The 25,851-nt window shown below is 67.5% G+C and carries 23 protein-coding genes, 1 tRNA gene and 1 pseudogene; 8 read left to right on the top strand and 17 right to left on the bottom strand.

Translation table 11 applies throughout. The features are described 5' to 3' along the window. The first annotated feature begins 10 nt into the window (after nt 1-10). Both AC3ERS_RS25955 and trxA read left to right on the top strand, forming a co-directional pair. Nucleotides 11-532: a 2'-5' RNA ligase family protein gene (locus tag AC3ERS_RS25955; protein ID WP_431970699.1), complete on the top strand. Its 522-nt coding sequence runs from the start codon at nt 11-13 to the stop codon at nt 530-532. 49 nt (nt 533-581) lie between these two features. Further along, nucleotides 582-953, top strand: a complete 372-nt coding sequence (trxA, locus tag AC3ERS_RS25950) for a thioredoxin (RefSeq protein ID WP_431970698.1) — start codon at nt 582-584, stop codon at nt 951-953. Nucleotides 954-1,022: 69 nt separating this feature from the next. Here trxA and AC3ERS_RS25945 read toward each other — a convergent pair whose 3' ends face one another. Continuing rightward, nucleotides 1,023-1,448, bottom strand: a complete 426-nt coding sequence (locus AC3ERS_RS25945) for a 2-isopropylmalate synthase (protein WP_431970697.1) — start codon at nt 1,446-1,448, stop codon at nt 1,023-1,025. A gap of 413 nt (nt 1,449-1,861) precedes the next feature. Between AC3ERS_RS25945 and AC3ERS_RS25940 the strand changes: the two genes are divergently transcribed. Beyond that, nucleotides 1,862-2,176, top strand: coding sequence for a DUF6191 domain-containing protein (locus tag AC3ERS_RS25940; protein WP_431970696.1), 315 nt, complete (start codon nt 1,862-1,864; stop codon nt 2,174-2,176). A 968-nt stretch (nt 2,177-3,144) separates the two neighbouring features. On the opposite strand, the gene AC3ERS_RS25935 is transcribed toward AC3ERS_RS25940, so the two are convergent. After that, nucleotides 3,145-4,449, bottom strand: a complete 1,305-nt coding sequence (locus tag AC3ERS_RS25935; protein WP_431970695.1) for a YhgE/Pip domain-containing protein — start codon at nt 4,447-4,449, stop codon at nt 3,145-3,147. Nucleotides 4,450-4,514: 65 nt separating this feature from the next. On the opposite strand from AC3ERS_RS25935, the gene AC3ERS_RS25930 reads away from it, so the two are divergent. After that, nucleotides 4,515-5,114: a TetR/AcrR family transcriptional regulator gene (locus AC3ERS_RS25930; protein ID WP_431970694.1), complete on the top strand. Its 600-nt coding sequence runs from the start codon at nt 4,515-4,517 to the stop codon at nt 5,112-5,114. Nucleotides 5,115-5,204: 90 nt separating this feature from the next. Here the strand turns inward: AC3ERS_RS25930 and polA are convergent, their stop codons facing one another. The 9 genes and pseudogenes from polA to AC3ERS_RS25885 all read right to left on the bottom strand — a co-directional run bounded on the left by polA (nt 5,205) and on the right by AC3ERS_RS25885 (nt 17,752). Continuing rightward, nucleotides 5,205-7,931, bottom strand: a complete 2,727-nt coding sequence (gene polA / locus AC3ERS_RS25925; protein ID WP_431970693.1) for a DNA polymerase I — start codon at nt 7,929-7,931, stop codon at nt 5,205-5,207. 117 nt (nt 7,932-8,048) lie between these two features. Beyond that, on the bottom strand, nt 8,049-9,008 hold the full coding sequence (locus tag AC3ERS_RS25920) for a neutral zinc metallopeptidase (protein WP_431970692.1): 960 nt from the start codon (nt 9,006-9,008) through the stop codon (nt 8,049-8,051). A 99-nt stretch (nt 9,009-9,107) separates the two neighbouring features. After that, a complete protein-coding gene (locus AC3ERS_RS25915) occupies nt 9,108-10,778 on the bottom strand; it encodes a DUF885 domain-containing protein (protein WP_431970691.1) in 1,671 nt (556 codons plus the stop codon). Between the two features lie 504 nt (nt 10,779-11,282). Next, nucleotides 11,283-11,978 carry an ABC transporter ATP-binding protein gene (locus AC3ERS_RS25910; protein WP_431970824.1) on the bottom strand — a complete coding sequence of 232 codons (696 nt, stop codon included), beginning with the start codon at nt 11,976-11,978 and terminating at the stop codon, nt 11,283-11,285. 174 nt (nt 11,979-12,152) lie between these two features. Next, nucleotides 12,153-13,178 (bottom strand): annotated as a pseudogene (locus tag AC3ERS_RS25905) (ABC transporter ATP-binding protein); the annotation flags it as partial. Beyond that, nucleotides 13,175-14,578: a branched-chain amino acid ABC transporter permease gene (locus AC3ERS_RS25900; protein WP_431970690.1), complete on the bottom strand. Its 1,404-nt coding sequence runs from the start codon at nt 14,576-14,578 to the stop codon at nt 13,175-13,177. The gene AC3ERS_RS25900 and the pseudogene AC3ERS_RS25905, both read right to left, overlap by 4 nt. Next, a complete protein-coding gene (locus tag AC3ERS_RS25895; RefSeq protein WP_431970689.1) occupies nt 14,575-15,612 on the bottom strand; it encodes a branched-chain amino acid ABC transporter permease in 1,038 nt (345 codons plus the stop codon). Before AC3ERS_RS25895 ends, AC3ERS_RS25900 begins: the two co-directional genes overlap by 4 nt. An 86-nt stretch (nt 15,613-15,698) precedes the next feature. Further along, nucleotides 15,699-16,775, bottom strand: coding sequence for a branched-chain amino acid ABC transporter substrate-binding protein (locus tag AC3ERS_RS25890; protein ID WP_431970823.1), 1,077 nt, complete (start codon nt 16,773-16,775; stop codon nt 15,699-15,701). A gap of 359 nt (nt 16,776-17,134) precedes the next feature. Further along, on the bottom strand, nt 17,135-17,752 hold the full coding sequence (locus AC3ERS_RS25885) for an ANTAR domain-containing response regulator (RefSeq protein ID WP_431970688.1): 618 nt from the start codon (nt 17,750-17,752) through the stop codon (nt 17,135-17,137). A 300-nt stretch (nt 17,753-18,052) separates the two neighbouring features. Here AC3ERS_RS25885 and AC3ERS_RS25880 point away from each other — a divergent pair. After that, nucleotides 18,053-18,139, top strand: a tRNA-Leu gene (locus AC3ERS_RS25880). 265 nt (nt 18,140-18,404) lie between these two features. On the opposite strand, the gene AC3ERS_RS25875 is transcribed toward AC3ERS_RS25880, so the two are convergent. Beyond that, a complete protein-coding gene (locus AC3ERS_RS25875; protein ID WP_431970687.1) occupies nt 18,405-18,761 on the bottom strand; it encodes a hypothetical protein in 357 nt (118 codons plus the stop codon). Nucleotides 18,762-19,339: 578 nt separating this feature from the next. Here AC3ERS_RS25875 and AC3ERS_RS25870 point away from each other — a divergent pair. The 3 genes from AC3ERS_RS25870 (at nt 19,340) to AC3ERS_RS25860 (ending at nt 21,231) form a co-directional block, all read left to right on the top strand. Continuing rightward, nucleotides 19,340-19,852: a monooxygenase family protein gene (locus AC3ERS_RS25870; RefSeq protein ID WP_431970686.1), complete on the top strand. Its 513-nt coding sequence runs from the start codon at nt 19,340-19,342 to the stop codon at nt 19,850-19,852. A gap of 226 nt (nt 19,853-20,078) precedes the next feature. Continuing rightward, entirely contained in the window at nt 20,079-20,699 is a 621-nt protein-coding gene (locus AC3ERS_RS25865) for an arsenate reductase/protein-tyrosine-phosphatase family protein (protein WP_431970685.1), read from the top strand. A 124-nt stretch (nt 20,700-20,823) separates the two neighbouring features. Beyond that, nucleotides 20,824-21,231, top strand: a complete 408-nt coding sequence (locus AC3ERS_RS25860; protein ID WP_431970684.1) for a hypothetical protein — start codon at nt 20,824-20,826, stop codon at nt 21,229-21,231. Between the two features lie 48 nt (nt 21,232-21,279). Here the strand turns inward: AC3ERS_RS25860 and AC3ERS_RS25855 are convergent, their stop codons facing one another. The 5 genes from AC3ERS_RS25855 to AC3ERS_RS25835 all read right to left on the bottom strand — a co-directional run bounded on the left by AC3ERS_RS25855 (nt 21,280) and on the right by AC3ERS_RS25835 (nt 25,740). Next, a complete protein-coding gene (locus AC3ERS_RS25855) occupies nt 21,280-22,092 on the bottom strand; it encodes an acyl-CoA thioesterase (protein WP_431970822.1) in 813 nt (270 codons plus the stop codon). A gap of 94 nt (nt 22,093-22,186) precedes the next feature. Then, complete coding sequence (gene pyk / locus AC3ERS_RS25850) at nt 22,187-23,608, bottom strand: pyruvate kinase (RefSeq protein WP_431970683.1); 1,422 nt, start codon at nt 23,606-23,608, stop codon at nt 22,187-22,189. Between the two features lie 70 nt (nt 23,609-23,678). Then, nucleotides 23,679-24,347 carry an amino acid ABC transporter permease gene (locus AC3ERS_RS25845; RefSeq protein ID WP_431970682.1) on the bottom strand — a complete coding sequence of 223 codons (669 nt, stop codon included), beginning with the start codon at nt 24,345-24,347 and terminating at the stop codon, nt 23,679-23,681. 6 nt (nt 24,348-24,353) lie between these two features. Then, on the bottom strand, nt 24,354-25,109 hold the full coding sequence (locus AC3ERS_RS25840; protein WP_431970681.1) for an amino acid ABC transporter substrate-binding protein: 756 nt from the start codon (nt 25,107-25,109) through the stop codon (nt 24,354-24,356). Nucleotides 25,110-25,278: 169 nt separating this feature from the next. Further along, nucleotides 25,279-25,740 carry a TM2 domain-containing protein gene (locus tag AC3ERS_RS25835; RefSeq protein WP_357459972.1) on the bottom strand — a complete coding sequence of 154 codons (462 nt, stop codon included), beginning with the start codon at nt 25,738-25,740 and terminating at the stop codon, nt 25,279-25,281. Nucleotides 25,741-25,851: the final 111 nt, after the last annotated feature.

Raw genomic sequence — 25,851 nt, 5'->3', positions numbered from 1 at the left:
TGAGAAGATCATGGTGCAGTCGGTCGAATTGCTGGTGGACGACGCGGCCGAGGCCGAGATTCGGCGGCAGTGGACGCTGCTCGCCGAGGCCGGGCTGCCCAGTGTCACGGCCAAGGCGATCGAAACCCACCGCCCGCACATCACGATCGCGGTGGCCAGACAGATCTGGCCGCGCATCGACCACGCCCTCGACGAGCTGATCTTCCGCCCGTTCCCGGTGCGGCTCGGCGGCGTCCTGGTGTTCGGCGCACGACACCCGATCCTGGTCCGGCTGGTCGTACCCTCCGAACAGCTGCTCACGCTGCAGAGGCGGGTATACGACATCGTGTCGCCGTGTCCTGGCGCGCCCGCCAACCTGCGTCCGGACGCCTGGACGCCGCATATCACGCTGGCCCGCCGGGTACCGGTCCGTCTGCTCGGTGACGCGGTGCATTCCGTGGCGGCCGATCGTGATTTCCCCGCCACGATCGCGGGTATCCGTCGGTGGGACGGCGACCAGCGGCGCGAGTGGCCGGTGGGCCGTGGAAGATAAGAGCCGAGCCCGGCGTTACAGCTGGCAACATTCGATACGAGAGGACGTCATGGCCACCCAGACGCTGACCGAGCAGAATTTCGACGAGGTAGTCACCGGAAACGACGTGGTACTCGTCGATTTCTGGGCCGATTGGTGCGGCCCGTGCAAGAGCTTCGCGCCGACCTTCGAGGCCTCCTCGGCCAAGCACCCCGACGTCGTGCACGGCAAGGTCGACACCGAAGCCCAGCAGGGCCTCGCCGCCGCCGCGAACATCCGTTCCATCCCGACCATCATGGCGTTCCGCGAAGGCGTTCTGGTGTTCGCGCAGCCGGGCGCGCTGCCGCCGGCCGCGCTCGAGGACCTGGTCACCCAGGTGAAGGCCCTCGACATGGACGAGGTCCGCAAGCAGCTCGCCGAGCAGCAGTCGGCTTCGGAATAAGACGCACACACGTCGGGCCGGGCACCCCGCTGGGGCCCGGCCCGACGTGCGTTTCAGGAACGGCGCGATTCAGGAACCGAGTCGGTTGATCCCGGAAAGCATTGCGCGAACGATGGATTCGGCGCCGTCGTCGGCGAACGCCGCGCCCCATCCGCGCTTGCCGTCGAGCTCGCACCGGACGAAGGTCGCGGTGCCGCCCGCGGTGCGGCGCTGGTGGAACTGCAGGATCTCCACCGGATAACCCTCCTCGTAGAGGGCCGAGGTGAGGGCCGCGACCGGGCTGCCGGTGGTGGCCACCGTGCGGAGGTGGTCGGCGAACTCGAGCGTCGCGGTGCACTCGGCGTTGCGGTGACCGGCGGCGAATTCGCTGAGCCGGATCGGACCGGCGTGCCCGCAGTAGTGGTCGTAGAATTCCGCCGGGCTCATCCCGGCGGCTTCCGCGCGCAGCCCCTTGGGCGCGGCGGCGATGAATGTCTGAGTATCAAGAGTCAGCATGGTCATTGTGGGGTAGGTCTTCCCGAAAAATGTCGGCGGAGGGGACCAGCGTCAACACATTCAACAGCCCGCAGCGAGGGGGCCGGTCCGAATCAGACCCCGCTACGGCGGGTTACTACGAGAAGTCGCGCCTGCGCCACCACCGCGGTAAGCGGAATTAGCCCGGTGCGCACCTCAGGCCCGGAGGCGGTAGCCTGCGTAACCACGGAGGACCCGGTGTGCACCGAGTTCAACCCAGCGCGGTCGCGGTCTGCGACACGAAGCGCTGCGCTGTGGTGGTCGGCGGGATTCGGCACGGCATCGAGGATAGGCATTCCGTGGCCCGATAGCAACCTTTTCGCACCTACGTTTCGTCTACTCGCGGGTATCATCGCCGCAGCTCACACCGCCCGTGCCGCGGGTAACGTCGTGGCATGGGTCTCCTCGCCATGACCATCCCCGGACTCGCCCTGCTGCTGATCCTCCTCGCGTTCGCCGAAGTCCTCTGGAACCGCCTCACCGGCAGTCGTTTCCTGCCCTGGACCAAACGCCGCTCCGGTCACCCGGTCGCGGCCACCGGCTTCGAAGAGGTGACCGCGGCCTTCCAAGGCTCCAAGCACTACGAGTTCGAACAGCGCCAGACCACCCTCATGCATCGGGAGACGAAGTCCGACGGCGCGCCGCCGCGGGACGAGGTGGATCTGATCACCGGCGCGGCGCGATTGGTCCGCCGGTCACCGTCGCACTGACCCGTTCGATCCTCGGTGCAGCCGATCCTGCCCCGCAGCAGCGGCTTCCAGCGATGTTGCGGCTCGAACCCCCGAGTTGTCAGTGGCACAACATGTTTCGTCGCACCGCACGGCACGGCCGGGGCCTCGGTGATCCGTTCAGGGGAGCTATGGCCACGAGCGACAGAAAGCACTGCGATTCGGACCACTCAGCCGGAGCAAACAGCGCAGACTTGAAACATCCACGCTGCGACAGGTGATGGCGACAGCGCGTCCAGTGTGCGGCGGGGTGCCGAAAGGGGATCTCGATGTCGCTGGTGTACCGGGCCATCTGGCAGGACGATCGAGATGAGTTGTGCGCACACGCATTGACCGACATGCGTACCTGGATTTCGGAGAAGTGCCACGATCAGATCGACGTTCCAGAGACGGGCTACGTCGCAGCCACCATTCGAGAGGGAGCGTCGGACTGCTCGGTCGACATCATGGTCGAACAAGCCGGCGCGCACGATGCTTCGATCACGGCGCTGCGAACCGCCATGGCGGAAGTCAGGTCGGACGGAGTGCGCTGGAAGATAACGCTCCGAGTTTGGCAGGAGCCCGCGACCGGTACTGGTTTCGTATGGACCGACCTCTCTGCCGTCGGCGACAACCCCAATCTGCGAACTCTCGCTCCGGCGGCGCCGCGGCTCGTGCGGAAAATGCTGTCCACCGCGACGAACCCTCGGGTAGGGAGCCAACCGTCGTGGTCCGCAGGTCGATCAGAACGAGATGCTGCACCAACTGGAATTGGCAACCGAGAACGCTCAGTATCTGCAACGGAAAGTCGAGTACTACGAACAACTGCAAGGCGGTGTACTCAACGCCGTGCCCGCACCCGGCGCGACTGCCGAAATTCCCTCCATCGCGGCCAACCCAACCGACGCGGTCCGCAAAGCGGTCGCTCACCCCGATGGTCGGGGTCCGCGGCCGCCGTGCACGCCTCGGTCTCAGCCCGCCGCGACAGGGATCGCGACCGGAGACGGAGCCGCCACCGGCGACAGATCCGAGGCGGTGGCGCGGTCCAGGCCGCGACGGTCGTAGAGGTGGGTGGCGAGGACGCCGAGGATCAGGCCGATGGCCAGGCCGAGCAAGGTCATCCAGAGGCCATGGCCGAGGCCCGCGGAGGCGCGGGCGTCGAAGAAGAGGATGGCGCGCACGGCCAGGTAGATCTGGTGCATGGGTTCGAAGGCCGCCAGATTCGAGATGTAGGAGGGCGTGGCCTCCAGCGGGACGGTGGCGGCCGACGAGGGCAGGCCGAGCACCACGAACAGGATCAGGTTGACCAGCAGGCCCGCGGTGCCGAAGGCGGCGAGCACCGCGAGCGCGGTGATGCCGACGGCGATGATGGCCAGGGTCCCGTACAGCCACAGCAGCGGCCCGTTACCGAGCGGGATGCCCAATGCCGTTGCGACGCCGAGGAACATCGCGGACAGGATGGGCGCCGCCGTGGCGATGACGCCCCACTTGATCAGCAGGGTGCGCAGGCGCGAGACGCCCGTGGCGGGCGGCTGCACGAACCAGGGGCCGTACTCGGTCGGCGTGAAGCCGAGCACCGAATCGATGAGCGTGTGGATCATCATGGCGCCGGTGAATCCGGCGAGCAGCAGGATCAGCGTGTAGAAGAAGGCGACGAGACCCTGCCCCGCGCCGTCGTCCATCGGCCGGTAGGGAGCCGTGACGATCTGCACCGGGTCGGTCAGCTGAAGCCTTGCGGCGCCGCTCATCTCGACGGGAGCGCCGTTCGCGAGCGCGGCGTTCACCTGATCGGTGAGATTCTTGCCGACGGTCTCGTTCACGCGCGTCAGCGCGCGGTCGGCGATGCGCTGCATGATGCCGGTGGTGTAGGGCCCGATGCGCGGATTCGTCTGCACCGTGATGACCGGTCGCTCGATCTCGCCGGGCACCACCGCGGCCGCGCCGAGAATGGCGAGGCGCTTGGTGAAGTCCGACGGGATCACGATGGCGCCGTACACCTCACCGTTCTGCAGCTGGTTGCGCGCCTCGGCGATGCCGACGACGCGCAGATCGACGGTGTCCGAGGGGATTCCGGCCACCAGCGCGTCGGTGACCTGAGCGCCGATGTTCGCGGGCTTGCCGTCGCGGGTGTCGCCGACGTCCTGGTTGACCAGCGCGACGGGAAAGTCGTGCAGGTTCTTCTCGGTATTGCTGGCGTAGCCGAGGTACATGGTGGCGAGCAGCCCCGCGAACACCATCAACACGGCGATCGGGGCGGTGAAGGTCCGAACCGTCATACCGAAAAATGTAGGCAGTGCCTACAAAGTAGTCAATGCCTACATTTTGTTATCCTGCATACACCATGCCGAGAACCCGAACACGCGCCTACCATCACGGCGACCTGCGCGCCGAGTTGCTGCAGCGCGCCGAGACCACGCTGCGGGAGTCCGGCGTCGACGGCCTGTCGCTGCGGCAATTGGCGCGCGACATCGGCGTCAGCCACGCGGCGCCGACCAGGCATTTCAAGGACAAGCAGGCGCTGCTCGACGCACTCGCGGTGTCGGGGTTTCAGCAGCTCGGCACCGCGCTCGAGACGACCGCGGTCTGCGATTCGGTCGGCGGCCCGATCCGCGACATGGCGCGGACCTACCTGCGCTTCGCCACCGAGAACTCGGCCCTGCTCGCGCTGATGTTCGCCCGCAGGCACAGCCCGGCCGCGGGCGACGCGATGTCCGAGGCGGTGGACCGGGCCTTCGCCGCGCCGGTCGCGCTCATCGCGAACGCACAGGCGCGCGGCGAGGTGATCGCGGGCGAACCCCGGCGCATCGCCCTGTCCGCCGTCGCCATCCTGCAAGGTTTGGCCACGTTCGTCGGCTCCGGTGTGATCGCCGCCGACGCCGCCGACGAACTACTGGACGAGATGACCAGCCACATGCTGGACGGGCTGCGCCCGCGACGGTGACCCGGTCGGACCGGCTTTCCACACACCCCTCGCACGCTTCACACAGTCAATGCCTCTGTGCGGCGGGCGGGAGATGTGTGGGGCCGACGATCAGTGCGCGGCGGAATCCCAGCTGCGCCCGGTGCCGACCGACACATCCAGCGGTACCGAGAGATCGATCGCGCTGGACATCTGCTCGCGGGCCAGCCGCTCCAGCGCCTCCCGCTCCCCCTCGGCGACCTCGAAGACGAGCTCGTCGTGGATCTGCAGCAGCATCCGCGAGCGCAGGCCCGCGTCGCGAATCGCGCTGTGCACGTTGATCATCGCCACCTTGATGATGTCGGCGGCGGTGCCCTGGATGGGCGCGTTGAGCGCCATCCGCTCGGCGGCCTCGCGGCGCTGCCGGTTGCTGGAATCCAGGTCGGGCAGGTAGCGGCGGCGGCCGAAGAGCGTCTCGGTGTAGCCGACCTTGCGCGCCTGCTCGACGACCTCGTACAGGTAGTCGCGGATGCGGCCGAAGCGGGAGAAGTAGATGTCCATCTGCTCCTTCGCCTCGGTGGTGCTGATCTTCAGCTGCGCCGAGAGACCATAGGAGCTCAGCCCGTAGGCGAGGCCGTACGACATGGCCTTGATGCGCCTGCGCAGTTCCGGGCTGACCTCGGAGATGGGGATGTCGAAAGCCTTGGACGCGACGAAGCTGTGCAGGTCCTCCCCGGAGTTGAACGCCTCGATCAGGCCCTCGTCGCCCGACAGGTGCGCCATGATCCGCATCTCGATCTGGCTGTAGTCGGCGGTCATCAGCTCCGCGTACCCGGCGCCGACCACGAAGGTGTCGCGGATCTGGCGTCCGGTGTCGGTGCGGATGGGGATGTTCTGCAGGTTCGGCTCGGTCGAGGAGAGGCGTCCGGTGGCCGCGATGGTCTGATTGAACGTGGTGTGGATGCGCCCGTCCTCGGCGACGGACTTCAGTAGCCCGTCCACCGTCACCTTCAGCCGGGTGGCGTCGCGGTGCGCGAGCAGGTGCTCGAGGAACGGGTGCTCGGTCTTCTCGAACAGCGATTCCAGCGCGTCGGCGTCGGTGGTGTAGCCGGTCTTGGTGCGCTTGGTCTTGGGCATGTCGAGCTCGTCGAACAGCACCACCTGCAGCTGCTTGGGCGAGCCGAGGTTGATCTGCTTGCCGATCACGCCGTAGGCCGCCTCGGCCGCCTCGCTCACCTTGTCGGCGAACCGGCGCTGCAACGTCTCCAACAGCTCGACGTCGACCGCGATGCCGGCGTCCTCCAGGGTGGACAGCACGCCGAGCAGCGGCAGCTCCATGTCGGTGAGCAGCGCGGTGGACTCGATCTGCTCGAGTTCCTGGTCGAGTGCGGCGGCCAGGTCGAGCACCGCGCGGGCGCGCAGCATCTCGGCCTGCGCCAATTCGGCGTCGACGGTGTCCTCGTCGTCGAGCAGCGAGAGCTGCGGCGTCACATCGGTCTCCGCGCGCAGCTCGCGGTGCAGGTAACGCAGCGAGAGGTCGTCGAGGTTGAAGCTGCGCTGGCCGGGACGGACCAGGTAGGCCGCCAGCGCGGTGTCGCTGGTCAGTCCGGCCAGGGTCCAGCCGCGTCCGCGCAGCGCGTGCCCGGCCGACTTGGCCTCGTGCAGAGCCTTGAACACCGTGGCATCGGCGAGCCAGGCGCCGAGCGCGGCCTCGTCCTCGGGGGCCAGCACGGTGACATCGATGTAGCCGCCCTCGCCGTCGGCGGCCGCGATCGCGATCGCCTTCACGTCGCCGTTGCCGGGCGCTCCCGTGCCGACCACCGAAACACCGTGCCGGACACCGGCTTTCGCGTGCTCAGTGAGCCACTCGCCGACCGCGCCGACGGCCAGCGCGCCGCCGGAGATCTCGAAACCGGATTCGGCCTCCGGCTCCGGCGGGGCCAGGGTCTCGAACAGCCGGTCGCGCAGCACTCGGAATTCGAGGTCGTCGAACAGCTGGTGGATCTTCTCCCGGTCCCACGGCGCCTGCGCCAGCTGGTCGGGGGTGTAGGGCAGCGGCACGTCCTTGACCATCTCGGTGAGCTGCCGGTTGAGCACCACGCTGCTGAGATTGGCGCGCAGCGCGTCGCCCACCTTGCCCTTCACCTGGTCCACCTTCTCGACCAGGCTGGCCAGATCGCCGTATTCGCGGATCCACTTGGCGGCGGTCTTCTCTCCCACGCCGGGGATGCCGGGCAGGTTGTCGCTCGGGTCACCGCGCAGCGCCGCGTAGTCCGGGTACTGGATCGGGGTGAGGCCGTATTTGGCCATCACCTCGTCCGGGGTGAACCGGGTCAGGTCGGAGACGCCCTTGCGCGGATACAGCACGGTGACCTCGTCGTTCACCAGCTGGATCGAGTCGCGGTCACCGGTGACGATGAGGACCCGGAAGCCCTCGGCCTGCGCCTGGGTGGTGATGGTGGCGATCACGTCGTCGGCCTCGAAGCCGTCGATCGCCATCACCGGGATGCCGAGCGCGCCGAGCACGTCCTTGGTGAGCTCCACCTGGCCGCGGAACTCGTCCGGCGTCTGGCTGCGGTTGGCCTTGTACTCCGGGTACGCCTCGGTGCGGAAGGTCTTGCGGGACACATCGAAGGCCGCGGCGACGTGGCTCGGCTTCTCGTCGCGCAGCAGATTGATGAGCATCGCGGTGAACCCGTACACCGCGTTGGTGGTCTGCCCCGTCACCGTCTTGAAGTTCTCCGCGGGTAGCGCGAAGAAGGCGCGATAGGCGAGCGAATGCCCGTCCAGCAACAGCAGTGTCGGCCGGTCGCCGGGGGCGGCGGCGGTGGGACGCGAGGCAGTCGTGGGTGAGCTCACGCCCCAGAGTCTAGGGACCGGCACCGACAAGCCGATACGCCGACACCGGGACACGCGCCGCACCGGCGCGGGGAGGCATGACGAGGCCGCAGCGGCGCGGACCTATTCGACGTTCTTCTACTCGGCGTACCAGGTGTTGCACTCCCAGGTGTCGCCTTTGTCGGAGCCCCACTTCCACCAGCCCCACACGTTGTGGCCCGCGCCGCGCACCCGGGTTGCGCCGGGGCGATCGCCCGCGGCGCGCGCCCGGTCGGCTGCCTCGTCCCAGGTCTGCTGATCGATGTCGCCGCGGCCGTGGCTGATGCCGAAGAACATGCCCGCGAAGCACCCGGCTTGCAGCTCGAGCCGCCTGCTCAGTTCCAGGCCCGCCGCGGTCTGCCAGCCCGCTTCGGTACGCCGGTCGGTGTAGGCGCGCAGGACGCCGACCACCTGCTGGATGTGGTGGCCGTACTCGTGGGCGAGCAGCGCCAGCTGCGCGCCGCGGCGCGAACGCGCGGTAGCGGCTCCCGCGGCGTCGTACGGGATGACGATCGTCTCGTCGGTATCGCAGTACGACGCGGGCCGCCCGTCCTGCGGGCAGGGGCTGCGCACCGCGTCGACGGTCGCGGGCGCGTCCAGCCGGGCCGGGCGGAACGGCAGTCCGGCGCCGCGCAGCGTCGGCTCCCACGCCGCGTCGAGACAGCGGACCGCGGCGCGATAGAACACCCGCGCCGCCTCGGGCTCGTCGCGCCATTCGGGCAGTTCGCAGTCGACCCGTCCGAGCCCGACGTGCTGGGCGAACAGCGGATGGTCCGTCAGCGCGTATACCGGGCGGCTCACCGAGACGTGCGAGCCCGCCAGCGGCAGCCCGGCCAGCGGTGCGGGCGCGATCGGCGGCGCGGCGTCGCGCGCCGGATTCGTCTCCTCGCCGACCGATCCGGCGAAACCGGGGCCGGTCGAGACCGATGATTTCCCGGTCCGCAGCTCGCCCGCGTCCGCGGGCGAACCGCTCACCGCGGCGATACTCGCCGCCGCGCCGAGGACGACCGCACCGCAGAGCAGCGCGATCAGGATCCGTCTTCGGATTCGAGTTGCCAAGAGCCGGTTCATCGTCCCCCCTGACCGTGCTTCGTCAACGCACCTTCATGGAACCGGACGCGACGGCCACCCGCAACTCGAGTGTTCCGAGCCGAGCGCTCACAGCGTGCCGGCCAGCTCCCTGAGCACCGGCAGGCTCACCGAGCCCGAGCCGAGCACCACATCGTGAAACGCCTTGATGTCGAAGCGCTCCCCCAGCCGTTCGGCGGCCAGCGCCCGCTGCTTCCGGATCTCCAGCTGGCCCACCTTGTAGGACACCGCCTGGCCGGGAATCGCGATGTAGCGATCGATCTCGACGGTGATCTCGGTCAACCCCACCGGTGCGTTGGCCACCATGAAGTCGATGGCCCGCTGCCTGCTCCAGCCCTTCGCGTGGATGCCGGTGTCCACCACCAGGCGGCAGGAGCGCCACGAATCGCCCGCCAGCATGCCGAGCCGGTCGAGATCGTCGGCGTACAAACCCATCTCGTCGGCGAGCCGCTCGGTGTAGAGCGCCCAGCCCTCCACGAACGCGGTGTTGGCGAAGGACTGCCGCTGGAAGCGCGGCAGGTGTTCGAGCTCGTTGGCGATGGTGAGCTGCAAGTGGTGTCCCGGGATCGCCTCGTGGTAGGCCACCGCGGCGGTCTCGAAGCGTCCACGCCCCTGCGGCTCGTGCTGGTTGACGAAATACGTTCCCGGCCGGGAACCGTCCGCGGCGGGCGGGAAGTAGTACGCCGTCGGGGCGTCGGCGGCCAGGAAGTCCGGCACCGGCACGATGTCGCAGGACTGGCGGGGCAGCCTGCCGAACCAGTTCCCCATCTCGGCGGTCGCGGCGTCGAGGCAGCGTTTGGCGTCGATCATGATCTGCTCGCCGTCGCGGTAACACAGCTCGGGATCGTCGCGCAGCTTGCCGAAGATCTCCGCGAGATCCGACGTGCCCCACAGCCGCGCGCCGACCCGCGCGTATTCCTCACGCAACAAAGCCAATTCGGAAAGACCCAGTTCGTGGATCTCCTCCGCGCCCAGATCGGGCAGCGTGGTGTGGTGGTGCAGCAGGCTGCGGTAGATCTCGGCGCCGTCGTCGCCGAGCCAGCACAGACCGCTGCGCTCGTCGGGCCTGGCGGCGGGCAACAGCTCGTCGGCCAGCGCGTCGCGGTACCGCCGGAACGCGGGCCGGATCACGTCACCGGCGACCTGCGCCAGGTCGGCGCGCCACTGGGCCTCGCCGTCCCAGTCCTGCGGTCCGGCGAAGGTGACGAACGGATCGCGCGCCGGATCGGAGGCCAGGTAGCCGTCCAGCTGGTTGAGCGAGCGCTCGATGGTGATCCTGGCGGGCGCGCGGCCCGCGGCCAGACCGTCGCGGAAACGGTCCACCGCCTGGCTCAGCATGTCGCCGAGCTGTTCGTGCCGCCGCAGCAGCGCCCGCGCGTGCTCGGGTTGCGGCGCGTTGATCTGCGGCGCCGTGGTGAGCAACGCCGCGTGCACGCCGTCCATCTGATCGGAGGCCATCTCCAACGGCCGCCAGCCCAGATGATCCACCGCCGTGGCCAATTCCGCGCGCAACAGACTGCGGGTCACCCGGTTGGTGGGCGAGAGCTGGGCCGGGTCGAGCGCGTCGACCCGGCCGAGCAGATCGCGCAAGGAATCGAGCCGACGCTGTTCGGCGTCGAGCGAGAGATCCTCGATGCGATCGTCGAAACGGTGGTCACCCAGCAGCGTCGCCAGGGTGGGCGCCGCCGCCAACGTCTCGTCCCAATACCGGTCGGCCAGCCCGAGCAGCTCCTCGTCCATGAACGCACTGTATCTTTGGCGCGCTGGCGCGCGCGGGTGTTCGCGGCCCTTATGTCTCGCTTCCGAGCGATCGAGACTCGCGACTTCGTCGCATGCGCTTCGATCGCTCGGAAGCGAGACGGCCGCGAACGGGCTCGTAAGACTCGCCCTCGGAGTGGCTGGAAATGCGGGGTCGGCCCGTTTGTCCCCAGATATGGCAGCCAGTGCGCGCAGCGCTTTGCAGTCGCCTTCGTATCGCTTGCCAACGATCGAGACTCGCGACTTCGTCGCATGCGCTTCGATCGCTCGGAAGCGAGACGGCCGCGAACGGGCTCGTAAGACTCGCCCTCGGGGTGGTTGGGAGTGCGTGGATGTGCGGGCCAGCTGGATGAAGTCCGCCGGAGTCCGTAGTGCGGACGAGCCGCGCCAATTGGCCACGGCCAGCGAGCCGACCAGATCCGACCGGCTGGAGTGCGGGACGGCACCCTCGGGGAAACCGCGGGTGCCGTCGCAGGCGGTGCGCCTTTATCCGACTCCGAGGTAAGCCGACTTCACCGCGGGGTCGGTGAGCAGCTGGCTGCCGCTTCCGGTCTTGGTGACGCCGCCGGTCTCCAGGATGTAGGCGCGGTCGCTGCGGGCCAGCGCCTGCTGGGCGTTCTGCTCGACGAGCAGCACCGTGGTGCCCTGCCGGTTGATCTCCCCGATGATGCGGAAGATCTGCTGAATCACCATGGGCGCCAAGCCCATGGACGGTTCGTCCAGCAGCAGCAGGCGCGGTCGCGCCATCAGCGAGCGGCCGATGGCCAGCATCTGCTGCTCGCCGCCGGAGAGCGTGCCGCCGACCTGTTTGCGCCGCTCCAGCAGCCGGGGAAACAGGTCGAACACCCAGTCCAGGGTCTGCTGGTATTCGGCCTTCTGCGCGAAAGTGCGCCCGTAGCAGCCCATGTCGAGGTTTTCCTGCACCGTCATGCCGGGGAAAACGCCTCGGCCTTCCGGCGCCTGGATCAACCCGCCGACCACCCGTTCGTGCGCCTTCATCGTGGTGATGTCGCGGCCCTCGAACCTGATCCGCCCACGCGTCAGGGGCAGCAGTCCCGACAGCGCGCGCATGGTGGTGGTCTTGCCCGCGCCGTTCGCGCCGAGCAGGGTGACCAGCTCGCCCTCCGCGACTCGCAGCGACACGCCGTGCAGCGCTTGGATTCTGCCGTAGTTGACGACCATGTCGTCGACCTCGAGCAACGCGGGCGCGTCGCTGAAATCGCGCTCGGGTGGAGTCTGCTCTCCCTCCGCCCCCGGCTCCTTCCGTACGCTCACCGACGGCCCGCCCGGCGGCGTGATCGGCAGCTTCCTGGTCGGTTCGTCCGCCGACTCCGTTGCGCCGGAGCCCCATTCGCCTTCGCCCTCCGAACCGGGTGCGCCAGGGCCGGAGGCGCCCTCGTCCGCCGAGGACGCAGGCTTCGATTCCGCCTCCGCATCGGGCACGCCGAGGTATGCCGCGATGACCCCGGGATCATCACGGATCTCGCCGGGCAGCCCGTCGGCGATCTTGCGGCCGAACTCCAGCACCACGATCCGGTCGGTCACGCCCATGACCAGTCGCATGTCGTGCTCGATCAACAGCACGGTGAACCCGTCGTCGCGGATCTTGCGGATCAGATCCATCAGCGCCGACTTCTCGCTGGGGTTGAAGCCCGCGGCGGGCTCGTCCAGGCACAGCAGTTTCGGTTCGGTGGCCAACGCGCGGGCGATCTCCAGCCGACGCTGATCGCCGTAGGACAGGTTGCGCGCCTTCTCCACCGCGCGCGGCGCGATACCGACGAACTCGAGCAGCGCCATTCCGCGCTCGATGGCGTCGCGCTCCTCGCGGCGGTGCCGCGGGCTGCGGAACACCGCGCCGGGCACCGAGGTCTTGTGCCTGGCGTCGGTGCCGACCACCACGTTCTCCAACGCGGTCATCTCGCCGAAGAGCCGCACGTTCTGGAAGGTCCGGGCGATGCCGAGCCGGGTGATGGCGTTGCGCTTGGTCTTGGTGAGCGGCTGGCCGTCGAAATACACCAGACCGGAGGCGGGCTTGTACACGCCGGTGATCGCGTTGAAACAGGTGGTCTTGCCCGCGCCGTTGGGACCGATGAGCCCGAGGATCTCGCCGCGGCGGATCTCGAAACTCACCTTGTCCAGCGCGGTGAGTCCGCCGAACTTGACGGTCAGTTCCTCGGTCTTCAACAGCGGCGCGCCGACCTCGGTCTCGATCGTGCGGTGCGGCGCGACCACCTCGGCGACGGTCTCCTTGTCGCCGAGTTCCGGAATCACCGCGGTGACGTCGACCTCGCCCGCGCTCTTCGCTTCCTGCGGTGGCGCGGCGTAGCCCGCCGCCATGTCCTCGTTGTCGAACAGCGCGTCGCCCGCGCCGGGCCCGGTCATTTCGCCGCTCCGATCGGCTCGCCCACCGTGGGTCTGCGCACGGCCTGGTACACCTGTCTACCGTAGGTGAGCAGCTTCTGCCGGACCGGGAACAGACCCTGCGGCCGCAGAATCATCATCACCACCAACGCGATTCCGAAATACAGATACTTGAGGTCGCCGAGCGACTGGGCGCCGCCCTTGCGGAACAGCAGCACACTGCCCAGCAGCAGCGCCGCCATGACGCCGGTGAACACCATGCCGGTGATCAATCCGCGGCGCGGCCAGGCACCGAACTCGCGACCCTTGTACCGCCACAGCACCAGCAGGCCGACGAACAGCGCCACATCGGCGATCAGCAGCACGTAGCCGGTCGACTCGTCGTCCACCAGTTGCACCGAGGTCAACCGCTTGGGCAGGTAGGCGATGATGAACGCGCCGAAGATCACTCCGAGCTTGTTGCCCTGGCCACCGATCACCACGGCGCAGAGGAACAGCATCGAGTTGATGATGTTGAACCCGGTCGGGTTGATGAACTGCACCTGGCCCGCGTACATCGCGCCGGACAGCCCGCCGACCGCGGCGCCGATCAGGAACGCCCACAGCTTGAACTTGAACGTCGGCACGCCCATGATCTCGGCGGCGTCCTCGTCCTCGCGGATGGCCACCCAGGCGCGGCCGACCCGGCTGCGCTCCAGGTTGCCGACGATCAGCAGCACGATGATGACGAGCACCATGCCGAGCCAGAACCAGTAGGTACCGTAGCTGGCCCGGTCGAGCAGGTTGGCGCTGTCCGGATCGCCGGTGTTGCCCGCGGAGAACACGCCGTTGGGCTTCTCCGCCGACTCGCCCACGTGCGGGTACGCCACCCCCGACAGCCCGAGGCTGCCGTTGGTCAGCTCGTGCAGGTTGTCGGCGAGCAGTCGGACGATCTCACCGAAGCCGAGCGTGACGATCGCCAGGTAGTCCCCGCGCAGCCGCAGCGTCGGCGAGCCGAGGATGAGACCCGAGAGCGCGGTCACCGCGACCGCGATCGGCAGACAGGCGAGCCACGCCCACTCCGGATCGAGCCAGCCGCCGTCGGTCTGGTTCCACGGACTGTTCGGACTGGTCAGCAGGCCCACCGTGTAGGCGCCGATGGCGTAGAAGCCGACGTAGCCGAGGTCGAGCAGACCCGCCTGTCCGACAACGACGTTCAGGCCGATGGCGATCAGCGCGAACATCGCGAACTCGGCCATGACGAGGCCGAAGTTGTAGGCGGGGGTGTCCAGAATCGGCGGCGGGAAGAGCGGAAGCAGCGCGAGGGCGAAGATCGCGGGGACGCCGACGGCCCATTGCGCGGGCCGCGACAGCCCCTCCCACCAGGTGCGGAGCGCGTCGCCGACGCCCTGCCTCGGCGCCGTCTTGGTCAGGTCGGTCATGCGCGGGCCCTCCCGAGGCTCTCACCGAGGATGCCGGTCGGCCGGACCATCAGCACCACCACCAGCACGACGAACGCGACCACGTCGCGCCATTCGATGCCGAACAGGATCTGCCCGTACTGCTCCACGACCCCGAGCAGCAGACCGCCGAGCAGCGCGCCGCGCAGATTGCCGATGCCGCCGAGCACCGCGGCGCTGAACGCCTTGATGCCGAGGATGAAGCCGCCCGAGTAGATGATCGCCGGTGGGATCTTGATCGCGTACAGCGTCGCTGCCGCACCCGCGAGGACGCCGCCGATGAGGAAGGTCAGCATGATGACGCGTTCACGGGAGACGCCCATCAGCGTCGCGGTGTCCGGGTCCTGCGCCACGGCGCGGATGCCGCGGCCGAATTTCGTTCTGTTGATGAGCATTTCGGTGGCGATCGCGAGCACCACGGCGGACACCACGATCAGGATCGCGATATTGGTGACGTCGGCGCCGCCGAAGCTCAACTGCACCGTCGGCTCGACGAGCTGCACCGGCTGCTGGGCGTTGGTGCCGCCCAGATCGGGATTGATCTTCGGCAGGATGAAGTGCACGAACTCCTGGATCACGAACGACATGCCGATCGCGGTGATCAGGAACGACAGCGGTTTGGCCCCGCGTTTGCGCAGCGGGCGATAGGCGACCCGCTCCAGTCCGACCGCCGCGCCGCCGGACACCAGCATGCCGACGATCATCGCCAAACCGATGTAGACGACCGTCAGTAGCACGCCCTGGTTGTAGACATCGGGGCTGGCGGCGAAACCGAACAGCATCAGTCCGATCAACTGACCGAACATGCCCAACATGAATATTTCCGAATGGGCGAAATTGATGAGCCGAAGTACGCCGTAGACCAGGGTATAGCCCACCGCGACCAAGGCGTAGATGGATCCGTAGGTAACTCCGTCGACGGTCAGTCGCCAGAATTGATCGATCACTCCCTGATAGTTGAAGTCGATCGAGCCGTCGGCGAGGTATGCCACGCCGGCCAGTGCTGATGCTGTCATTCGAATAGTGCCCTCACCCGTGCCCCTCATGACACAGCACGTACGGGGGCGTTACGGGCACCCCCGTACGTGCTGGGTTCGCGGTCTTACTTGACTTCGTAGATCCAGATCTGGGCGTTGGCCAACTCGCCGTTCTGGCTCCACTTGTAGTTACGGGCCAGGCCGGGGCCGTCGTAGGAGCGCACGAACTCGAGCAGATCGGGGCGGGTGACCTTGCCGCCATCGATGCCCTTGGCCAGGATCGCGGTCAGGTCGTAGGCCTCCACCGAGTACACGCCGGGCGCCTGTCCGTTGAGCGCCTCGTAATCCTTGGCGAACTTCTCCGGAGCCGGACCACACGGGCAGGTGAGGCTCGCACCCTTGGCGGCACTGCCCGCCTGCGAGATGAACTGCGGGTCGTTGACGCCGTCCGGGCCGACGAACACGGCCTTCACGCCACCGGACTTCAGCTGCTGCGCCAGCGGCGCGCCCTCGGCGTAGTAGCCCGAGTAGAAGACCGCGTCCGGCGCCGCCGCCGCGATCTTGGTGACGGTGGCCGAGAAGTCCTTGTCACCCTTCTTGATGCTGGCCGAGCACGCCGGATCGGCGGCGGCGCCGAGGCCCTCGGTGACGCTCTTGGCCAGGCCGACACCGTAGTCGGTGTTGTCCTGCACCACGCACACCTTCTTGTAGCTCGCGGTGTTCACCAGGTACTTCGCCACCGAAGGACCCTGCACGTCGTCGTTGGCCAGGCCGCGGAAGAAGGTGGTCCAACCGTTCTGGGTCAGCGTCGCGTTGGTCGCCGACGAGGTCACCGACACCAGGCCCGCGTCGCTCAGAATCTGGCCGGTCGCCTTGGTCTCACCGGAGAACGCCGGGCCGACCAGGCCGATGATCGACCGATCGTTGACGATCTGCGGGATCACCTGGGTCGCCTTCTGCGGATCGCCCTCGGTGTCGAACTGCTTCAGCTCGATCTTGCAGCCCGGATTCGCCTTGTTGTGCTGATCCAGCGCCAGCTTCACACCGTTCACGATGTTGATGCCCAGCGCCGCATCCGGGCCGGTGAGCGCACCCGCCATGGCGATGGAGGTACCGGGAGCACAGGTGGCCTTGCCGTCACCCGCCGGATCGGCCGCCTTCGCGGGATCCGTCTTCGGCACTTCCTTACCGGCGGTGTCCACCTGCATGACCGGCTGAATGGACAGGCCCCCCGAACCGGTACCGGTCGCGCCCGAGCCGCTGTCGGTGGATTTGTCGCTACACCCGGTCAATGCGAGCGCGGCGGCAGCGCCGATCACCAATACGCTGCGCGTCGAACGACTGCGCCATGTCGAACTAAGCACGTCTCACCTCTACGTCCTGTGCTCCCCCGGCAATCCGAGGAGGCCGACCACGTCAGCCCGGTCAGAACATAGCGTTGGCACGTTAGATCCGCATCACATTCGCATCATGCAGATGACTTCGTGTCGAATTCTTTTTGGCGATCGTGTTTCCGGTGCGTAAATCTTTCCAGCCGACACCGGCCCGAGGGTGCGGCGCATCACTTCGGCGCCAGGTTCTCCAGCACCACCTCGGCAACGGCCTTCATCGTAGTCCGGCGATCCATCGCGGTCCGCTGAATCCACTTGAAAGCCTGCGGCTCGGACAAACCCTGGGTCTGCATCAGCACGCCCTTGGCCCGCTCCACCAGCTTGCGCGTCTCCAACCGATCGGCCAGATTCGCGACCTCGCTCTCCAGCGCGGTGATCTCGTGGAAACGGCTCGCCGCCAGCTCGATCGCAGGCACCAGATCCGACTTCGTGAACGGCTTCACCAGATACGCCATCGCGCCCGCGTCGCGCGCCCGCTCCACCAGGTCACGCTGGCTGAACGCGGTCAGAATCACCACCGGCGCAACACGTTTCGACGCGATCTCGGCGGCCGCGTCGATGCCGTCACGGCGCGGCATCTTCACATCCATGATCACCAGATCCGGCCGGTGCTCCACCGCGAGATCCACCGCCTGCTGCCCGTCCCCCGCCTCGCCGACCACCTGGTAGCCCTCTTCGGTCAGCATCTCGACCAGATCCATCCGGATGAGCGCCTCGTCCTCGGCAACGACGACCCGCTTCGCCCCCGCGTCCTTCTTCGTGGCGCCCCCGGCCGCAGTGCCGCTCATGCCTCCACCTCGCTGGTGCTCGGTTCCGGCATGCGCACATCGCGCTGGCACAGGATTCGCTCGCTGCGCTCACTCATAGGTAAGACCCCTCTGGTTCCGATGCCTGTCCCGACACGCACGAACAGGCCGAGGCCCACACGAACCCTGGCCTCGCCCCACCTGCATGCTGTCGAGTGATGTAAAGAGTACCTTTCAGTTCAGCCGACAACGCATATACCCTGCGTAAAGACGAAACTGTGGCGTACATGGCAACCCGTTCGCGGAAAGCCACACCGACCCGCTATAGTTCACACCCGGTGCGCCGGGTTGGCGGAACTGGCAGACGCGACGGTCTCAAAAACCGTTGTCCGAAAGGACGTGTGGGTTCGAGTCCCACACTCGGCACCAATGCTGGGTGAGCCCTGCTTGCGCGCTTCGCGGCTGCGCTGGGGCATTGGTGTTCGTGTTCATCTGGGGGTGCAACCCCCAGACCCCGCCCGGCGGGGCTGAGCCCCCCGGACCCCCCTTTCAGTGGTTACGTTCAGTGCGCCGGAGTCGGTGGTCGGTGGGTTGCGCTCGAAGGGGTGAGATCGGCGTTCGTAGGCGGGTCTCGGCTGGATGGGCGGATTCGCCGCCAGCCGCCCGGTTCACCGGCTGTGGTCCCGCTGTGCTGTCAGGAGTTCGTCACTAGCTCTCCGGCCCCCAGGAAAATCCAAGCCAACAGCAGCCACGGTGAAAGCGCCGCTGCGAGTGCGAGGGGTATCGACATACCTACCCCGAACGCGATCGCACCCTGCCATATCGTTGTCGCAGCTGTGACGATCCCGATGATCCAGGTCACCACTGGCACGGCGGCGAGTGCGAGCAACCAAAGTTGATAGCCGGTGAGGATCGTCTCGCGCCCGACCAGCCGGACCATGCGCTTGCCGGTCAGCACCGCGAGCGGGCCACCGAACTGGAAGCCGAGACCCGCCAGCACGAGCAGCAGTGGGACAGCGCTCACCAGTAATCCCACCCCGAAATCCCTCATCCTCCGAGAATTACACGTGCCGCCGCGTACGTCGAGGTGCGTGCTCTCGAATACCCGGCTGCTCATACGGCTAGGCGCTGCGTTCGCCGCACGGCTCGGTGTCACCGGAGTGTCACAAGTACCGCAAACCCTTCCGGACAACCGGATACCGAATCACCACGTCACGAGTTCGGGTGCAGGCCAGGGCGAATATCCCGGAGCGGTCTCGGAAAGTGTGGTGGCGTTGGGGATTTCCGTCCTTCACGTTCGAATCGGACCTCGAGTGAAAATCCAAACCTGTTGTCCTGCGCGGATTCTCGGCGGTGCGGCAGAAGGGTGCGCTATTGGCGTTGGTGCTTGCCTGCCGATCGGAAAGGGGAACCACGACTTCGCCGCGTGACGATCGCGTACCGACGATCTGTCATTGGCCGCCAACGCTTTGGCGAGGACTGCGCGTCGGGATCGGCGGGCCGGGATGCTGTCCGCCGCGACCGCGGCGGGTCCATAGGACATGCAGCCTGCCTTGCTGAACCGAAGGTCGGGCTGGAACGTACTTCGTAGGTGGGCGCAATCGTGCGCGCCGGTGCGGAGGTTTCTGTATGCGGGTGAACAGGACGACCGTCGACCTGTCCGGCTATCCGGATCTCGTGGTCATCTACCTCGGGATGCGGGTGCGCAGGCCGCGGGGCATGGTGCGGCTGCTCGGGCTGGGTCCCAAGCTCTATCGCTCGCATCGGGACCGGCCAGAGGGACTGCTGCTGCACGAGGACGTGGTGTGGGGGTTGTTTCCGCCGCACTGGGGAGCGCGGCAGTACTGGCGCGATCTGGACAGCCTGGAGCGGTGGACGCGGTCGGAGCCGCACCAGGACTGGTGGGCGAAATTCCTGAAGGACTCCGGCGGGACGGGATTCTGGCACGAGGCGTACTTCGCGCGCGGCGGCATCGACGCGATGTACGACGACATGGCGCCCGCCACCGGGATGGCCAGGTTCGCGCCGGTGATCGCCTCCCGCGGCCCGATGTTCTCCACCCGCGGACGGGTGTACGGCGAAAACGCCGAAGTGGCGCCGGTGATCACCGAAAACACTTATTACCGAAACGAATCCGAGTGAGTAGTCACACAATCGTCAACGGCAAGTGGATGATTGAAGGTCGAAACAGCTGGGTAAGTTCTGCGTTAAGCCCGGCGCTCGATCGTGACGTGCATCGAGAATCCGCCTGAATACCCGGGTGAGCTTTGTGTACGGCGCGCGACAGCCAGATGAATATGTGTCTGCGCACCTGTGATTCCGGCACGGCCGACTTCTGGTTCGCGACCGGCCGAATTACCGTAGCCACATGCACGTCCTGTTCGTCTGCAACGGCAATGTGTGCCGTTCGGTGATCGCCGAGCGGCTCACCCGCGCGCTCGCCGTCGAACACAACTTCGCCGGCCTCACCGCCGAAAGCGCGGGCACCCGTGCGCTTGTCGGCTTCCCCATCGAACCGCTCACCGCGCAAACCATTTCCGGTCTCGGCGCGGACCCCGACGGCTTCCGTGCGCGCAAACTGAAGCCGGAACTGATCGACCGCGCCGACCTCGTGCTAGCGATGACCGAACAGATCAGGGACCAAGCCGCCGACATGGCCTTCGGCGCCGCCTCCCGCACCTTCACGCTGCTGGAAGCGCACCGGATCGCCAAGGTCACCGGTGCACGCACGGTCGCCGACTTGCACCTGGCTCGCAACGATCTCTCCATCGTCGGCCGGGAGAACATCGGCGACCCGGTCGGCCTGTCCGAGGCCGCCTACTGCGAGGTCGGCGATCGCATCGCCGAGGCGTTGGTGCCGCTGATGCTGACGCTGGCGCCGCACGCCCAGACCCGTCCCGACGACGACCAACGCACCGGTCTGGTGGTGCAACCGGGCGCCGCACCCGCGCCGCTCTCGGCATTCCTGGCGGCGCAGCGCATCCGGTGACCGCCGCGCAACCGGGACGTGGCGGACAAACCGCGCCCGGCTATGTCGCCCATGCCCACCGAGGGATTACACTCCCCGCGGACAGCATTCGCCGTTGATGGTTCGACACAGACAGGAATCAGACATGCCGAGAATCTCGGATGTTTCGCTTCATGTTTATGTGACGCCGGAGACCCTCGAACGCGTCGTCGAGACGGTGCGCGCGGTGGTGGACGACCACCTGCACGACCGCGACGTCTTCGCGTGGCGTTTCACGTTGCCGGTCGAGCCGGAGGACCCGGCCCACGTTCTGCTCGAAACCCAATGGCGCGTAGACCATCCCGGCCAGGAGCCGGACGCGCGCCGCACCTACGAGATCGCGCTCAGCCTGGTCGGTGCGCCGCGCGATCTGACCGCCCCCGGCCTGGCCGCCCTGGAACGCCGCCTGATGATCGAAACATCCTGCGGCATAGATGATCCGGACGTGCCGCGCACGATCAGCACGCAGCGCAGGGACAGTTTCGATTTCGAGATCGAGCGGGAGATCCTGTAGCGCCCAGGCTGTTTCGGCGTGGGCGCTCGCTTCGTCGGCGGACGGGGTTCAGCCGCGCGACGGGAAGTGGCGGATGACGCCCTCCTGCACCGTGGTGGCGAGGAGTTCACCGCTACGCGAATAGAACCGACCGGTGGCCAGGCCGCGCGAGCCCGCGGCGACCGGGGACTCGGTGGCGTACAGGGCCCAGTCGTCGAAGCGGAACGGACGGTGGAACCAGATGGAGTGGTTCACCGTGGCCGCGATGATCCGGTCCAGTCCCCAGGAGAGCCCGTGCGTGGTGATGATCGAGTCGAGCACCGTCGTATCGGACGAATAGCCCAGCGTCGCGACGTGGATCAGCGGATCGTCGGGCAGCGTGCCGTCGGCGCGCATCCACACCCGGTTGTGGTTGAGCCGCTCCCCTGTGCCCTTCATGATCCAGGCGGGATCGTTGGTGTAGCGCATGTCGATCGGATGCGGCGCGTTGACGAACATCTCCAGCTTGTCCTCCAAGCCTTCGAAGCTCTCCTCGATGCGCGGCAGCTGCTCGGGGTCCGGCACCTCGGGATGAGGGTGGGCATGCTCGAGGCCCTTGCCCCAGTCCTGGAAGGCGGCCAGCATGACGAACAGCTCCTGATCGTCCTGCACGGCGGTGACCGTGCGGTTGGCGAAGGAGCGGCCGTCGCGGTGCCGGTCCACCCGGTACTCGATCGGCTGTTTCGGATCGCCGCCGCGCACGAAATGCGCGTTCACGGCGTGCACGGGCCGGTCGCCCACGGTGCGACCGGCCGCCATGATCGCCTGCGCGACCAGCTGTCCACCGAAGGTCCGGCTCCAGACCTTCTCCGGATGGTGGCCGACGAAGACGTCGGTGTCCATCTGCTCGAGATCGAGCAGACCGAGCAGCACATCCAGATCGGACCGCTTCGTCGGCTCTTGGGTGCCGACGGGGCCGCCTAGCGAAGCACTCACGCTAATGGTCCTCCTCACCGATACGGTGCACGTGGATCAGGTTGGTGGAACCGACAGTACCGGGCGGGGAGCCCGCCACGATGACGACCAGGTCGCCTTTCTTGTAACGGTCCATCGACAGCAGCGACTGGTCCACCTGGTGGATCATCGCGTCGGTGGTCTTCACCGTCGGGACGATGAAGGTCTCGGTGCCCCAGGTCAGCGCGAGCTGGCTGCGCACCTCGGGCAGCGGGGTGAAGGCGAGCAGCGGCAGCGGCGTGTGCAGCCGGGCCAGCCTGCGCACGGTGTCGCCGGACTGGGTGAACGCCACCAGCGCCTTGGCGTTGAGCCGCTCGCCGATGTCGCGCGCCGCGTAGGAGATGACACCGCGCTTGGTGCGCGGCACGTGGGTCAGCGGCGGCACCCGGGTGGAGGACTCGGCCTCGACCGCGTGCACGATGCGGGCCATCGTCCGGACCGTCTCGATCGGGTACGCGCCGACGGAGGTCTCACCGGACAGCATCACCGCGTCCGCGCCGTCGAGCACCGCGTTGGCCACGTCGGAGGCCTCGGCGCGGGTCGGGCGCGAGTTCTCGATCATCGACTCCAGCATCTGGGTCGCGACGATGACCGGCTTGGCGTTCTCCCTGGCCATCTGGATGGCCCGTTTCTGCACCAGCGGCACCTGCTCCAGCGGCAGCTCGACGCCGAGATCGCCCCGCGCGACCATGATCGCGTCGAAGGCCAGCACGATCGCCTCGAGGTTGTCGATGGCCTCGGGCTTCTCCAGCTTGCCGATCACCGGAACGCGACGGCCCATCCGGTCCATCACGTCGTGCACCAGCTCGACGTCGGAGGGCGAGCGCACGAACGAGAGCGCGATGAAGTCCACGCCCAGCTTCAGCGCGAACTCCAGGTCCTCGATGTCCTTCTCGGAGAGCGCGGGCACCGACACGTCCATGCCGGGCAGCGAGACGCCCTTGTTGTTGGAGACCGGTCCGCCCTCGGTCACCCGGCAGACCACGTCGTTGCCCTCGACGCTGGTGACCGTCAGGCCGACCTTGCCGTCGTCGACGAGCAGGCGGTCGCCGGGCTTGGCGTCCTTGGACAGCTCCTTGTACGTGGTCGAGACCCGGTCGTGAGTGCCGTCGATGTCATCGACGGTGATGCGCACTTCCTCCCCGGTCGCCCACACCGTGCGGCCCTCGATGAACCGGCCGAGCCGGATCTTGGGACCCTGTAGATCGGCCAGAATGCCAACCGCTCGGCCGACGTGGTCCGAGGCCTGGCGCACCTTCTTGTAGTTCTCGGCATGGTCGGAGTGCTCGCCATGGCTGAAATTCAGGCGAGCTACGTCCATACCGCTCTCGACGAGTTCGCGGATACGGTCCTCGGTGGCAGTGGCCGGGCCGAGCGTGCACACAATCTTCGTCCGTCGCATCACGAGTAGAGCGTAGTCCTGCTCAGTGGTACGGGCCTGTCGTGGTGTCGGTGAAGACTTGGTGAACGGGTCCTCACCGGGCGACGTGGCGGGAAAGGCGCGTCTCCAGGCGTGTCTGGCCGAAGCCGAGGATCAGGCAGATCACCCAGTAGTAGAGCGCCGCGACCCCGTAGAGGGCGAAGAAGTCGAAGGTCGGCGCGGCCGCAAGCTGCGCGGTGCGCAACAGTTCGGTTACCAGGATGGTCGAGGCCAGCGAGGTGTCCTTGACGAGCGAGATGAGCGTGTTCGACAGCGGCGGCACCGCGATCCGCGCGGCCTGCGGCAGGATGATCAGCCGCAGCATCATCGGATACGACATGCCGAGCGCCTGCGCCGCCTCCCACTGCCCGTGCGCGACCGACAGGATCGCGGCGCGCACCACCTCGGCCGCGTAGCCACCGACGTTCAGGCTGAACGCGATCACCGCCGCGGGGAACGGATCGATCACGATGTCGAACTGCGGCAGCGCGTAGAACACGATGAACAGCTGCACCAGCAGCGGCGTGCCGCGGATGATCGAGATGTAGAAGCGCGCGGGCGCGGACAGCAGCCGGCTCGGCGACATCCGCGCCAGCGCGACGAACAGCGCGAGCGCCAGCCCGATCACGAAGCTGATGGCGGTGAGCGGGATGGTCTTGGTGACGGTGGCCTCCAGCATCGGCCACAGGTTGTGCCAGATCAGCTCCCTGGTCGCGGCGTCCACGAGCGGTTATTTGCTGACGTCGACGCCGAAGTACTTGTCCGAGATCTGCCCCAGCCTGCCCTCGGCGCGCAGCTCGTCCAGCGCCCGGTTCACCTCGGCGATCAACGGATCGCCCTTGCGCGCGGCGAAGCCCATCCTGCTGGTCTCGCCGGTCTGGGCGGCGATCCTGACCGACTTGTCGCCCGAGGTCTTGGTGTACTCGTTGAACACCAGGTTGTCGTTGATCGTGCAGTCGACGCGGCCGTTCTTCAGCAACTGGATGGCCTGCACCCAGCCCTCGACGGCCTCCACCTTCGCGCCCGCGCCCGTGGCGACCGCGCCCCAGTTGCTGGTGGCGGACTGCGCTGAGGTCTTGCCCGTGAGATCGGCAAGCGAGCTGATGGCGGTGTTGTCGGCGCGAGTGACGATCACGCCCTCAGAGGTGGTGTACGGCTGGGAGAGCTCGTACTTGTTCTTGCGTTCCTCGGTGATCGAGACCTGGTTGGCGACCAAGGCAAAACGGTTGGATTCCAGGCCTGCGAAGATCGCGTCCCACGGCGTCTGCACGAATTCGACCTTGCGGCCGAGCTTCTCGGCGACGGCGCGGACCACCTCGACGTCGTAGCCGGTGAGCGCGCCGTCGGCGCCCTGATAGCTGAACGGCGAGTAGGTCCCCTCGGTGCCGACTTTCAGTACGTTCGGGTCGTCGCCGCTGCCGCAGGCGGTGAGGCCGGTGGCGGCGACGATGGCGAGCATGACGACGGAGAACAGCTTGCGACGCACGAAATCCCTCTCTCCGGTGCGGAGAATGCCCACACACGACACACAGATCAGGCCAAAATTACGCCCGTTGCGGGCTGCTGCACAGTATTCCGCTCACCGTGCGCGAAAGGATCGCATCGCGAAAACGCGAAGGGCGCCGCCTGTTCGGCGACGCCCTTCGGAGCGTGGGTCAGTCCCGCAGCGGTCGCCCGTTGGCGTCGGGGACCTTGCCGGTCAGGATCATGATCCCGTCGATGAGCGACCAGATGCCGCAGCCACCGCAGGTCACGATCTGCAAGATGCCGATGGTCGTGTAGCCCAGGTAGAAGCGACCGATACCGAGGGTGCCGACCAGCAGCTGCAGAATGCCCGCGATCATCTTCTGCTTGTCGGACAGCGGCACGCCGAAAGCGTCACGGCCGTACGGTGCGTCCGGATCGGCCGGGTTGTAGCCCTGCGGCTGCGGCTGGCCGTACGGCGCCGCGGGCGGGTAGCCACCGGGCTGCTGTCCGAACTGCTGCTGGCCGTACTGGTCGGCGGGCTGGCCGTACTGCTGCTGGCCCGACGCGTCCTTGTTCAGGTCCGGACCCGTACCCGGCGGGCCGTACTGCGGGCCGCCGAAGCCCTGGTTGTTCTGGTAAGGGTCGGTCACTTATGTCCTCCTCATCAAGTGGGCACCCATTGCTGGCCCCCGGTTCGTCGATCGCCTCGACGGGCACGCCCGCGACGATCACCGGACATTCTTGCCGCAATCGACCGGTTT

It is taken from the genome of Nocardia sp. bgisy134 (genome assembly GCF_057708325.1).
The sequence above is the reverse complement of the archived record's forward strand: the minus strand, read 5'-3'. Positions and strand labels throughout refer to the sequence as shown.